This window comes from Cohnella sp. GCM10020058, from assembly GCF_042683485.1.
Lineage (GTDB): Bacteria > Bacillota > Bacilli > Paenibacillales > Paenibacillaceae > Cohnella.
This window is the reverse complement of record NZ_JBHUJV010000009.1, coordinates 433,242-446,679: the sequence shown is the minus strand read 5'-3', so window position 1 is coordinate 446,679 and position 13,438 is coordinate 433,242. Positions and strand designations below refer to the sequence as shown.

The following is a 13,438-nucleotide window of genomic DNA, read 5'->3' as shown; positions in this document are numbered from 1 at the left end:
TTATCGTTAAATAAAGCGAATATTTCTCAACATCCTTGCCAGCATCGCGATCGCTTCGGCGCGGGAGGTATCGCTTCCCGGCCGGAACGAAGCCGACGCCTGAACGATCCCTGCGGCTTGCGCTTCCTCGATATCGTCGGCCGCCCACGGGGAAATCGCTGCCTCATCGCCGTAACGTTGGTACGACTTGAAAGGCTCGTTCGTTTCTGCACCCGGATACTTCATGGCTCTCATCAGCATGACGACGAGCTCCTCGCGCGTGATCTTGCGTTGCGGCCGGAACGTGCCGTCCTGATAGCCTGTGAGCAACCCCGCTCGATACGCGGTGCTGACGGCAGCGCTATACCATCCGCCCTGAACGTCCTTGAACGGACTAGCCGCCGTCGATTCGTTTAGACCGAGCGACCTGACCAGCAAGACGGCGACCTCGGCGCGCGTGAGCGTTGCATTGGGCTCGAACGTGTCCGGGCCACGCCCTTGGACGAGCAGCTTGGAGGCGAGCAGGCCGATATCGTCGGCGGCCCAATGATTCGCGATATCCGCAAACGTCGCAGGTCGGTCGATGACCGCATAAATGCTGGCTCCGGGCCGCGTCATGCTCGCGGTCCACGTTCCGTCGTCCTGCTTCGAAAAGTTCGTCGGCACGAACGCGAACTCGTTCGTATCCGCCGACCAGCGGACGCCTGTCGCCGTCCGCGGAACCGCCTCCGTGCCAAGAGGCAGCGTGCGGGTCACATAATGATTGAACGTGCTGAGAAACACGCTCTTGCCGTTGCCGCCGGCGACTGAAATCTCGAACGCGGTTGGCGACCCCAGGAGGCGCGCCTGCATATCGAGCGCCTTCTGTCGGATCGCCTGGTCGATGGCCTTGGCCGGCGGTCCTACACGGATTGCAAATACTACGGCGTCTTCCGGAACGCCGAACGCGACGCCGTAAGACGCTGCATCGAACTCGGACAGCGGAACCCGAATCGACGCCGTTCCGGCCGAAACCTCGAGCACGGTTTGCGGATTAATCTTACGGAGCGTACCTATGCCTGCGGCTGCGATATTGATCGCGCCTCCGTTCTCGGGGAGCCGGAGCTCGACGAGCCCTTTTTGCACGGATTCGTTCGTGATGGGATAGGCGTTGCCTTGCCCGTCCTGAAGAGACAGCACGTACGTCGGCGGCGAAGGCGTTGCTGGCGGCGGCGTAGTTGCCGGCGTAGCGGTTGGTGTGGCCGTCGATGTTGGTGTCGCTGTTGGCGTCGGCGTTGGCGTTGACGTTGGCGTTGGCGTCGGCGTTGGTGTAGTCGCCGGATCCGTAAACGCGACGCTCACGCTCGCCGCCAGGGGTTCGCCATTCAGGGTAGCCGTTATTTCCGAAACGCCAACGGATGCATCAGAGGTCAGCGTCGCCAGATAGACGCCGTCCGTTCGGTAGACTAGGGATACGGTGACCGGTAGATCGCTCCCCTCAGGTAAGCCGTCAGGGATCGCGCCGTCCGCGAAGCTCGACATCAAGTCGTCGACCGGTCCCGGCTCGGACGACCAATCGCCCAGATGGCCGTACTCGGACGAAACTAGCTCCGCTTCGTAGCGGCCGTAAGTCGCATGCGTCACGCTGTCGAGCGTGCCCAGCGTCGCGAACAATTGCACGGAATCGGCGGGCTCCGATACCGCATTGCCATACCGGTCCTTCAGGCGGAGGGTGACGAGCGTCCGGCTGGCGCCGTCCCCGGGAATCGACGCATGGGCCGACTCGATCGTCGAGGCTGCCGCGGACGGCACGCCGGCGCCGAAGCTGACGCGAGTCATATCCGATAGAACTGCGCCGCCGACCTCCGCCCGAATGAGCGCGACGCCGGCCGTCGTCGGTGCGGTCAGCATAGATTCGTACCGCCCGTCGCCCGAGACGGTGACACTGTCGTCGAGGGTGCCCAGTGTTGTCGTGAAGCGCACTTGCTCCGCAGGGAGCGACACGGGATTGCCCGCATCGTCCGCGAGCAGAAGCGTCACGGTCGTGCGGCTCGTCCCGTCCGCGGGCAGCGAATCCCGATCGGCGTCTACCGTACCGTCATACGCGGCCGCGAAGGCGTGCGAAAAAACCCCGCAGGGGACGAGGCCCGCGAGAAGAACGGCGACGAGGAGCAGCTTCGTCAGCAAACCGTCCCCATTGCGTTTATGGCTGATATTGCGGTCCAACATGCATTTCCCGCCTTTGCTAGATGACTCTCGTTCAGCGAGCTCCGCCGTCCTCGGCAGACTCTCGCATCGGATGTACATTATATCGAATTTCTGAGATCTTATTTTAAGGCGTTTTTGCTAATTATTAAGAAAACCGCCAGGGAAAATTGCCCTGACGGTCCCTTTAAACTTGGCGGATATCCGAAAATGGATTCGCCCGAACGCCTTTCGACGGCGCTCATCCGACAGCCGTTCCGAGAGGGTGCCCGATCGTCACCCGCGTCGTTCTTTCGCCGCAATGCCTGCAAATATACATCTAATTTCGCCGATGTCTATCCTTTTGAGAAGAAAAGATGCAAATGCTGCAGGTATTTTCCTCCATCAGTCCGATTTCCGGCTTGCGCTTTGAATTTGCCTGCACATTTGCAGGTATTTCATCAAGTGTCGCGGGCCGGTAGAAAATACATGTACAAATGCAGTTTTTGCCCGCCAAACACCCGAAAACGCCGGCACGCCGGACACGCGCTTACCGGAACGCAAAATGCATCTCATTCCCTAAATTTACCGGATAACAGTCCCTGCCGAGAAGGCGGCAGAGAGTGCTTTTAAAAGTAATATAAAACGACGGGCAGCCGGTCCGTCGCGCTAATCTGCAAACGACCGCCTAACCGCCGAAGTCGCCTCCTCCAGCGCTTCGACGACCTTGTCGCACCAGCCGTCGAATGCCGCATCCTCCCGCTGCAGCTCCGGATGCTCGAGGATATGCGCCACGGTTCGCTTGATTCCTTGATCGAAGCGGATCTCGGCCGTGAATCCGGGGACAAGCCGTTTCAGCTTGGCATTGTCGAAGACGACAGAATTCGCCTTGTCTCCGATTAACCCGCCCGTAAAATCTTCGCGGCTGCATGCCGCCAAAAATGCCGAAGGCGCGTACACCGCCCGTAGCGGGACGCCGAGCGCGTCCGCGATCGCCGCATAGATCTGGTTCCAGGTCAGCGATTCGTCCGACGTAATCTGTACCGACTCCCCGATCGCATGCAGATTGCCCATCAGGCCGATAAAGCCCTTGGCAAAATCCTCGTTGTGCGTCATCGTCCACAAAGAGGTGCCGTCGCCGTGAATGAGGACGGGCTTGCCTGCGAGCATCCGCTTGGCCACCTGCCACGAGCCTTGGCTGCCGTGCACGCCCAGCGGTATCGAACGCTCGTCGTACGTGTGGCTCGGCCGCACGATCGTAATCGGGAAGCGCTGCTCGCGATACTGCTTCATCAGATATTCCTCGCAGGCAATCTTGTTCCTCGAATATTCCCAATACGGATTGGCGAGCGGCGTGCTCTCCGTGATCCGGTAGTCGGACAGCGGCTTCTGGTAGGCGGAGGCGGAGCTGATGAAAATGAACTGCTTGGTTTTCCCCGCGAAAAGACGGTAATCCCGCTCCAGTTGGGCAGGCACGAAAGCGATGAAGTCCGCCACCACGTCGAACGACAGATCGCGGATCAGCTCCGCTACGCGCGCTTCGTCGTTGATGTCCGCTTCTAGCGTCTTGACGTTCGGGGGCAGCTCCCCGTTGCGCGTACCTCTGTTCAGCAGATACAGCTCGCAGCCTTGCACCGCCAGCTGTCTCGTGATCGCCGCGCTGATCGTACCTGTCCCGCCAATAAATAACGCTTTCATCAAAAAGCACCTCCGCGAAGTGGGATGGAGCAAGCGACAAACACTCGTCCTTATCTAGTATTCGCTGCCTGGAAGGCCGGTCCTGTCGCCGGGCGCCCGAAAAATTCGGCGGATCGACCGCCGTAGTCACAATCCTGACGGTCGAGGTCACCAGCTTGGTAGCCGGCAAGCCATTGGCGCTCCTACAATGGGTTCACGGTGCGGCCGTTACCGACAGCGGACCGCCCGCTTAAAGGAAGGAGGCGTCTATCGCAGCAAGGAGGAACGGGCACGAACGACTCCAATAATTCCACGATACGGAGGTTATGAAATGTTAAACTTGCCATGGCTTAAAAAAGCGGCGGCCAGCGTACTTGCTTTGACGCTGATCGCCGCGCTGGCGCTGGAGTTCCCGCGTACGAATGTCGCATCCGCCGCCCCCGTCGTGTACGAGGCGGAATCCGCAGCCAAGTCAGGCGGTGCCGTTACGGCGGCGGACCACGCGGGCTACAGCGGTACCGGCTTCGTCGGCGGCTATACGGATGCCAACAAGGGCAGCGCAGCGACGTCTTTTTCTGTAAGCGCTTCATCATCCGGCAGCTATACTGCGTCTTTGCGTTACGCGAACGGCACCGGCTCGGCGCAGACGCTGAGCCTGTACGTAAACGGCACCAAGCTGAAGCAAGTTTCGCTGCCGGCGACGGCGAATTGGGACACGTGGGCGACCGCGACGGAGACCGTGACGCTAGCGTCCGGCGCCAACACAATCGCGTATAAATACGATACGACCGATACCGGTAACATTAATCTCGACAGCCTGACGATCGACGTCTCTCTGGGCGCGAATTTGGCATTGGGCAAGACCGTTACCGCCAACAATACCTTTAGCGGATTTCCCGCCTCGAACGCCGTGGACGGCAATGCCTCCACCTACTATGAGGGTACGGCAGGCGCCTATCCGAACACGCTGACCGTCGATCTCGGCAGCGCGCAGAACGTAGGCACCGTCGTCCTCAAGCTCCCGGCCTCCTGGGGCTCGCGGTCTCAGACGCTCGCCGTATCCGGCAGCACGAACAATACGAGCTTCAGCACGCTGAAGGCGTCGCAGTCTTACGCCTTTAACCCTGCTTCCAACAATACGGTGAGCATCGCGTTCACGGCCGCATCGGCCAGGTACGTCAGCGTGAGCTTCACGGCGAACACGGGCTCCACCGGCGGACAGGTCGCCGAATTCGAGGTGTACGGATCCGGCACCGCGCCGACGCCAACGCCAACGGCCACGCCTACCGCGACGCCGACTGCGACGCCAACCGCCACGCCGACCCCGACGCCGCCGCTAAACGGCACCTATGAAGCCGAGTCGGCCGTCCGTTCGGGCGGCACGGTCGTGGCGACCGACCATACGGGCTACAGCGGCTCCGGCTTCGTCGGCGGCTTCACCGACGCCAACAAGGGCAATGCCGCGCTCCAGTTCAACGTGAATGTCGCCGCGGCGGGCAATTACTCGCTCAGCCTGCGCTACGCTAACGGCTCCACCGCGACGCAGACGCTCAGCCTTTACGCGAACGGCACGAAACTGACACAGGCGGCGCTGCCCGCAACGACCAACTGGGACACCTGGTCCGTCAAGACGGACACCGTCTCCCTGAACGCCGGCAGCAATACGATCATGTACAAATACGATACGACGGACACAGGAAACGTCAACCTCGACAGCATCCAGCTGGCTGTCGTCGTCGCGACGCCAACCCCAACGCCTACGCCGACGCCGCCGGTCGGCACGTATGGCGCGACGATGCCTTACGACACGTACGAAGCAGAAAACATGACGTACACCGGCGCCGTCGTCGGCCCGAACACGACGTTCGGCAACATCGCTTCCGAGGCATCCGGACGCAAAGCCGTGCGGCTCACCTCGGCCGGCCAATACGTGCAGTTCACGCTGGCCAAGGCCGCCAAAGGGCTCACGCTGCGCTACTCCATCCCGGACAACGCGGCCGGCACCGGCATCGACTCCGCTATCAGCCTGTATGCGGGAGGCACGCTGATCAAAGACGTTCCTCTGACTTCCAAATACAGTTGGATCTACGGAGCGTGGGGAACGGAAGGCGGCCAGATCCGCTGGTCCAACAACCCGAACGCCTCGCCGAGCACGCCCCATCACATGTACGACGAAGTCGCCGTCGTGCTGGACCAGCAATATCCGGCGGGCACGGTCATCAAGCTGCAGCGCAACGCGGCCAATCTGAACTTCAGCGCCGTCGCGAACGTCACCGTCGACCTGGTGGAGGCGGAGCCGATCCCCGCCGCCCTCTCGATGCCGGCCAATTATGTCTCCATCGCCAGCTACGGCGCGGTCGCAGGCGACGGCGCGGACGATACGACCGCCATTAACAATGCGATCAACGCGGTCAAAAATTCGGGCGGTTCGCTGAAGGGCATCTGGATACCTCCGGGTACCTTTAATCTCAATAACGGCAATCGCGGCGCCGGCTTCGACGGCTCGGGCACGCGGCTGTACCTGGACAGCGGCATCTCGATCAAGGGCGCAGGCATCTGGTATTCGACGCTGGCAGGCAACTATGCGGGCATCTTCATGCGGGCAGGCAACGTCACGCTGTCGGACTTTAAGATCAGCGCGAATGACGTCATCCGCGACGACTATAACGGCGTGACGGCCGTAGAAGGCGTCGGCACCAATTCCACGCTGACCAATCTGTGGATCGAGCACGCCAAGGTCGGCTTCTGGCTGACCGATCAGACGAACGGCGCGACGATCTCCAACACCCGCGTGCGACAGGTATGGGCGGACGGCATGAATCTCCATCGGGGAACGTCCAATACGACCGTCACGAACAACTCGGTTCGGGGCAGCGGCGACGACGGGCTGGCGATGTGGTCGGACGTCTACCTGGATACAAACAATACGTTCAGCTACAACACGGTCCAAATCCCGACGCTGGCGAATAATATCGCGATCTACGGCGGCCAGGGCAACAAGGTGATCGGCAACCTGTTGACGGACACCGTCGTGAACGGCTCCGGCATTTCCTTCGGCACGAACTTCGATCCGCCGTCGATGACGGGCACGCTGACGATCCAGAACAACATGCTGCTGCGGACCGGCTCCCTGCACAAGGACTACGGCTATCAGATCGGCGGCATCTGGGCGTACTGGCTTAACAATAACGGCAGGGCGCAAAATCTGACCGTCGCCGTATCCGGCAACACGATTCAGGACAGCACCTACTCGGGCATCTTCATCGAGGAGCCTGCGCCCAACATCTCCGTTACGTACTCGGGCAACACCATTACCAACGCCGGCACGTACGGCGTCTACGTCCGGGGCACGGCGACAGGCAACTCGACCTTCACCAACAACACGGTGAACGGCGCGCCTTCGGGCAAGTTCCTGAACACCTCGTCCAGCTTTACAGTGTCGGGTTCGGGGAACAACTGGTAACCGGCTTAGCGCAGAAAAACCCGTCGGGGGACGCCTCCCGACGGGTTTTGATTTGCGGCAGCGCCAGGCTGCCTATTATTTTCTTTTCCACACCGTACCGTCCGAAAAAGCGACTTTGTCGATACGGATATTGACGAGCTTGGCGGTATTCGAAAAGACGATGCCCAAATCCCAGGAATACGTCCCTGTATAATATTAGACGTCATATGAGATAAACAATCGAATGATTTTGAAATGCATTCGCAAGCTGTCACAAATCCGGACGCCTCGTTGTCTTAGATAGCAGGAACGACAAATACGAGCCAAACGGAGGAATCGACATGCAATTGCGAATGAACCATCAGGCCGTGAACCCCGCGGCATTTCAAGCACTGCTGAAGCTGGAGGAATCGGTCAAGAAAATGGGACTCGATCCGGTGCTCTACGAGCTGATCAAGATCCGGGCCTCGCAGATCAACGGCTGCGCGTTCTGCCTCGACATGCATACGACCGACCTTCGCAAAATGGGCGAATCCGAACGCCGCATCAACCTGATCGCCGTATGGCACGAGGCGCCGCAATTCACAGCAAAGGAGCGTGCCGCGCTCGCGCTGACAGAGGCGGTCGTGCGCATCTCCGAAGCAGGCGTGCCCCAGCACGTATATGAAGAGGCGCTTCGGCACTTCAGCGAGAGCGAGTACATCGCCATCGTCATGGCGGTCAACGCGATTAACGGCTGGAACCGTGTCGCGATCGCGACGGGCATGTTCCCCGGCTGCTTCGACAAGCAGGCGACGCAGGCCTAAGGGGCTGCGTAGGAGGCCGGCTCCTGGCAGGCGCAAATAGCGCATCTACGGTCCGTCTCGCCGCTGCCGCAGCGAGGCCTCCATAACCGCCTCATTCAAACAAAGCCACCCGGCCGGGTGGCTTTGTTGGCGTCGCGGATCGAAGTTGGATAAAATGAAGACAACAGGAAACGGAGGCAGGCCACTTGAATTCCAGCGACGCGACGCAAGACGTCGAACGGCTCTACCGCGAATACAAACCTCTGCTGACTTCGATCGCTTACCGGATGCTTGGCTCGATGAGCGAAGCGGAGGATGCCGTGCAAGACGTTTTCGTCGCGGTAAGCCGGCCGGGCGGCGGCGGGGAGATCGAGCATCCGAAGGCGTATCTCGTCAAAATGACGACGAACCGCGCGCTCAACATGATGAAGGCCGCGCCGCGCCGCCGGGAGAGCTATCCGGGGCCGTGGCTGCCAGAGCCCGTCATCGAAATGGACGACGCGGATCAGCCGCTCGTGCACATGCTCCGGCAGGAACGGCTCGGCTACGCCCTGCTCGTCCTGCTGCAGACGTGCACGCCGCCGGAACGGGCCGTATTCGTGCTGCGCGAGTCGTTCGGCTACGACTACGCCGAGATCGCGGCCATGCTGGACAAGACCGAAGCCGCCTGTCGCAAGATCTTCAGCCGGGCCGCCATCAAGATCGGTCATCTCCCGGCAGCGGAGCAAGAGGAATCGGCGGAACCCGCGATGGACCGCTTCGTCCGTTCCTTTGAGGAGGCGCTTGCCTCCGGACGCCCGGATTCGTTCATCCACCTGCTCGCGGAGGATGCCGTGCTGCTGAGCGACGGCGGCGGCATCGTGCGCGCGGCGATCAACCCGATCGAAGGCCCGGCGCGCATCGCCGCCTTCTTCGCCGGCATCGCCGGCAAGGGCTCGCTCGACGGCCGCTGGCGGCGCGTGCGGATCAGCGGCCAGCCCGGTCTCCTGCTGGAGCGGGACCGCCTGACGCCGGTCGCTTTCGCGATCGAGCCCGACGGCCTGGGCGGGATTCGCGCCATTTATATGGTGTCCAATCCGGAGAAGCTGACGCGCATCTCTCGCTGACGCCGCTCCCGGCGCCTGCGTGGCCCCCGAGTCTACCGACAAGCTCGCCAATAGACCTTGCGGCTCCCGGTAGATTGTCCGGCTCCATTTGTCCTTTGTCCATCCGAGTCCCCCTCCACTCCCAGTCCAAGAATCGGGTGATCAGTCTGTTGGATATCAACGTCATTGCCGAGCGTTACGCAGGAAGACTAGTCAAAGTCGTCGGCGTGTTCCGCGCCGCGATTCCGCCGAACACGGCCTTCCGGTCCCACACCGATGCGTTTCCCACACTAAGCCCCGGCTTCGTTTTCGGTATCAGAGGAAACGGGACTTTTATTTTCGATGGCATTTCCTACGAAATGCACGCCGGGAAAGTGCTTCACGGAAGCGAAGGAATGTCGCTAACCATGCGGACGGAGGCGTCGGAGCTCGAATATTTTCTCGTTCGCTATACGCTGCATGAGGACGGGCAAGCGGATCTCCCTCCAGCGGCGGCGCTCACCCCCTTCGAGCTGGATCCGGGCATTACGCCTGCCATGGCCGAACTGCTGAATCAGCTTCGCGATTCGTTTTACGCGTCGGGGAGCTTGGCGGCCATCAGAACCGGTTACTTGTTCGAGATGCTCCTGCACGAGACGCTGTCCGCCAGCCTCAACCGGCACAACGACGACAACCGCGAGATCATCGAGCAAGCCCGCCGCTTCATCCATGCGCACTATATGCAATCGCTCAGTCTTCACGCGTTGGCCGAACGGCACGGCCTGTCCGCCAAGTCTTTTTCTTATTTATTCCGCAAGCATACCGGCGTGTTCCCGATCGATTATCTCATTCAGCACCGGATGAAGCGCGCGCAAGAGCTGCTGACGATGAGCGATGCGTGCATCAAGCAAATCGCCGCCAGCGTGGGCTACGAAGATGCCCTTTATTTTAGCCGGCTGTACAAAAAACACTTCGGCATGGCCCCGAGTCAATCCCGGCGTATTTAGGCAATAATCCATATCGATTTCAAGATTTCTCTATTCCACGCCCGCGCCTTCTCTGCTATATTCACTTGGTAATGAAAATCATTCTCAGGGAGAAGAGCAGATGCATACGATCAGAAAACGATGGAACGTCCTGCTTGGCTTGGCGCTCATGTGCGCGGTCTTGCTGGCCGGATGCGGCAACGGAAACCATCTAACGCAAACGAATACCGGAAGCGCGACTGAGTCCACGGCGCCCGACGCTGCAGCAACGCAAACGAACCCGTCTAAAATCGTCGTCACCTATTTTCCCTACGCGGATCATTTGTTTGCATTAGGCAAGGGAGAAGACTTGATCGGCGTCGTTAACTTAAAATCGTTGAAGGACTTCACGGTTTATGAGCCTTTCCTTGCGGACGGACATGTTGCGGATCTGGGCGATGAGCTCGACCTGGAGAAGATCGCAGCCTTGAACCCCGATCTCATCATCGCCTCCAGCGCGGACGCCGACCAAATCGAGCAGCTGTCCAAAATCGCCAAGACGGTCACCGTCAACGCCACGTTGAACTGGCAAGAGACGATCCGGGGCGTCGCGGATGCGATTGGAGAGAAGACAGAAGCCGAGGCGTATATCGGAAAGTTTACCGCCAAACAAACGGAAGCCGCCGCCGTCGTCGAGCAATCGGGGGCCAAAGGAAAAACCGCCTTGTTTGTCATGCCCTGGCAAAAGTCGTTCACCTACTGGAGCGGCCCGCGTCTGGCGCTTTACTACGAAAAGCTCGGCTTTAAGCCCTTCGACGGCCTGTCCAACGTAGGGGACATCACACTCGAGGGCATCAGCGAGCTCGATCCGGAATACTTGTTCATCGGCAAAGACTATACGAACACCAGCGAGATCACGCTCGAGCAGTTGGAGAAGGATCCCGTATGGAATTCGCTGTCCGCCGTCAAAAACAAAAAAATGTTCGTGGTCGACACGGAGATTTTGGGGCCGCTTGCGATGGGACAATTCAAAGGCCTTGCGTACATGGAACAGCTGTTCCAGGAAAAGAAAGCCGAATAGCCGGGCGAAAACGCAAATAAAGCGCGTATCGTTTTCCTTCAGCGGAAAACGATACGCGCTTTTACGATGACGGCAACAACAGGATCAGGCCTCCGAGCAGGCCGGGATTCCGCTGAAGATGTTGAAGTCCCTGAACGGTCCGGGCACGAGGCGCAGGTACATGTCCAGATTACCGCGGATCAGCTTCCACTTGCGCGGCTCCCCTTTCGGGCTGCGGGCTTGGTCGGCGGCGGGCTTGCGGCCAACGAGGCTTCAGTCTTGCTCAAGCGCGTCACCTTCTTTTCTCTAGGCATGATCCATCTCCTCACCATGAGGTGCCGAGTGCGGACATACAATCCCTATCTGCTCGAAAACAATATTTTGATCACTCTCGCGTTTCGACGGATCAGCCTCCGTCTCCGACATCCGGCTCGTCCATGAACCGGACGACCGGACGGTTCACCCCGTTCAGCTCGAATACGACGATCTCATTCTCTCCTTTGCGGAGCAAAGGTCCGGGGACGTACAGCCGGCGCTGCGGCCCCAGGCTCCAGTACCTCCCGAGATTGAAGCCGTTCACGAATGCGACGCCCTTCGTCCATCCGTCCAGCGCAAGGAACGTATCGGCCGGTTCCTCCACCTTCAGCGCGCCGCGGTAGAAAGCGGGTTCGCCTTCCGGGGGTTCAACAGCCGAATTGGCCTGTCCCGCGGACGTCGGCGCGGCTTGTGTACATGGCGCGAAGACCAGTCCCGACAGATCCTCCAGCGGCAAGGCGCGCAGCTCCCAGTGGTACAGGAACTGGTTGCCAAGCCTGACGCCCTCGGTGACACCCTTCGGATCGCGCATCAACGGCCCGTAATTGATGCGCCCCATGTTCTCCACCAGAATGTCGAGCCGGACGCCTTCAGGCGGAATGTCGAAGCGAATCGGCGGATGCGACCTGCCGCTGTCCGCCCGTTCGACGACGCCCAGGCAGCGCCCGTCCACGAATATCAGCGCCCTGTCGCGCACCTCTTGAATGACGAGCTCGTTGTCCGGGCGCGGACCCGATACCCGCGTCGAGTACAGGATGAAGCCGTTCGCCTGCCCGACGTTCTCCATCGGCTCGGGCGTCGTCCGCTTCACCGGCGCGGACAGCGCGTCCAGCGATTCGAACAGCGAGGCTTGCTCGGCCAAGACCAGTTCACCGTAGTCCCGGCTCGGGATCGGGGCGGGCAGGGACTCGTCCGGCAGCTTCATATGCTCGGCCAGCACGCGCCGGACCGCCTCGTACTTGACGGTGGGACGGCCGGATTCGGACAGCAGCGCGTCGTAATCGTAGCTCGTGACGGTCGGCGCATAAGCGTCGCCATGGTTGGCCCCGCTCCAGAAGCCGAAGTTCGTGCCCCCGTGGAACATATAAAAGTTTAAGGAGGCCCCTTGCCGCAGGATCGCGTCCAGCTCCTGCGCCAGATTGTCCGCATCCCGGACATGATGCGCTTCTCCCCAGTGATCGAACCAGCCGTTCCAGAATTCCATCACCATGAGCGGGCCGGCGGGCTGATAGCGCCGCAGCTGCTTGAAGGCCTCCTCCGATCGGGAGCCGAAGTTCACCGTCGCCAGCGCTTCCGGCACCATGCCGCCCTGCAGCATGAAGTCGGCTTCGCCGTCGGACGTGAACAGCAGCACGTCCATCCCCCTGGCACGCATCGCGTCCCGCAAGTACGCAAGGTACGCGGTGTCGTTGCCGTAGCTGCCGTATTCGTTCTCGATCTGCAGCGCGACGATCGGCCCCCCGTTCGTGCACAGCAGCGGGCGCAGAATTGGCAGCAGACGGTCGTAATAGGCGTCGATCCGGCGCAAATAAGGCTCGTTGTAGCAGCGCAGCCGAATGCCCGGCTCCGCCAGCAGCCATGCCGGCAGCCCGCCGAACTCCCACTCCGCGCAGATGTAGGGGCTCGGCCGGACGATAACGTGCAGCCCCAAGCTTCCGGCCAGCCGGACGAAGGCGGCGACGTCGGCGATGCCGGCGAAATCGAACTCGCCCGGGCGCGGCTCGTGCAGGTTCCACGGCACGTACGTCTCCACCGTGTTGAGGCCGAGCGCCTTGAGCTTCAGCAGCCGGTCCTCCCAATATTCGGGTACGGTGCGGAAGTAATGAATCGCGCCCGACAGGATCCGGGTCGGCTCGCCGTCCAGCACGAATTGATCGCCTTGCACCTCGAACGTGCGCGACTTCGCAGCTGGCTCAGCCTGCGTAGACGCTGAAGTCTGCGCGAATACCGCAGCGTTAACAACTGCTGCCCCGTTTGAAGTTTTCATC

At 60.7% G+C, this 13,438-nt stretch carries 9 protein-coding genes; 5 read left to right on the top strand and 4 right to left on the bottom strand.

Annotated features, from left to right (window positions below):
- Positions 1 to 6: 6 nt before the first annotated feature.
- Positions 7 to 2,187, bottom strand: coding sequence for an invasin domain 3-containing protein (locus ACFSR7_RS17470; protein WP_378163708.1), 2,181 nt, complete (start codon positions 2,185 to 2,187; stop codon positions 7 to 9).
- Positions 2,188 to 2,811: 624 nt separating this feature from the next.
- A complete protein-coding gene (locus ACFSR7_RS17465) occupies positions 2,812 to 3,840 on the bottom strand; it encodes an SDR family oxidoreductase (protein WP_378163706.1) in 1,029 nt (342 codons plus the stop codon).
- Between the two features lie 310 nt (positions 3,841 to 4,150).
- On the opposite strand from ACFSR7_RS17465, the gene ACFSR7_RS17460 reads away from it, so the two are divergent.
- Positions 4,151 to 7,282: a CBM35 domain-containing protein gene (locus ACFSR7_RS17460; RefSeq protein ID WP_378163705.1), complete on the top strand. Its 3,132-nt coding sequence runs from the start codon at positions 4,151 to 4,153 to the stop codon at positions 7,280 to 7,282.
- Between the two features lie 75 nt (positions 7,283 to 7,357).
- Here the strand turns inward: ACFSR7_RS17460 and ACFSR7_RS36500 are convergent, their stop codons facing one another.
- On the bottom strand, positions 7,358 to 7,450 hold the full coding sequence (locus ACFSR7_RS36500) for a calcium-binding protein (RefSeq protein ID WP_483862652.1): 93 nt from the start codon (positions 7,448 to 7,450) through the stop codon (positions 7,358 to 7,360).
- Between the two features lie 152 nt (positions 7,451 to 7,602).
- On the opposite strand from ACFSR7_RS36500, the gene ACFSR7_RS17455 reads away from it, so the two are divergent.
- The 4 genes from ACFSR7_RS17455 (at position 7,603) to ACFSR7_RS17440 (ending at position 11,156) form a co-directional block, all read left to right on the top strand.
- On the top strand, positions 7,603 to 8,067 hold the full coding sequence (locus ACFSR7_RS17455) for a carboxymuconolactone decarboxylase family protein (RefSeq protein ID WP_378163703.1): 465 nt from the start codon (positions 7,603 to 7,605) through the stop codon (positions 8,065 to 8,067).
- Between the two features lie 185 nt (positions 8,068 to 8,252).
- Positions 8,253 to 9,152 (top strand): sigma-70 family RNA polymerase sigma factor, encoded by a 900-nt coding sequence (locus ACFSR7_RS17450; RefSeq protein WP_378163701.1) that lies wholly within the window; start codon positions 8,253 to 8,255, stop codon positions 9,150 to 9,152.
- A gap of 149 nt (positions 9,153 to 9,301) precedes the next feature.
- Positions 9,302 to 10,117: an AraC family transcriptional regulator gene (locus ACFSR7_RS17445; protein ID WP_378163699.1), complete on the top strand. Its 816-nt coding sequence runs from the start codon at positions 9,302 to 9,304 to the stop codon at positions 10,115 to 10,117.
- Positions 10,118 to 10,217: 100 nt separating this feature from the next.
- Positions 10,218 to 11,156, top strand: coding sequence for an ABC transporter substrate-binding protein (locus tag ACFSR7_RS17440; RefSeq protein WP_378163697.1), 939 nt, complete (start codon positions 10,218 to 10,220; stop codon positions 11,154 to 11,156).
- 385 nt (positions 11,157 to 11,541) lie between these two features.
- On the opposite strand, the gene ACFSR7_RS17435 is transcribed toward ACFSR7_RS17440, so the two are convergent.
- The gene (locus ACFSR7_RS17435) at positions 11,542 to 13,437 is read right to left on the bottom strand and encodes a glycoside hydrolase family 35 protein (protein ID WP_378163694.1); all 1,896 of its coding nucleotides are present in this window, start codon (positions 13,435 to 13,437) and stop codon (positions 11,542 to 11,544) included.
- Position 13,438 lies beyond the last annotated feature (1 nt).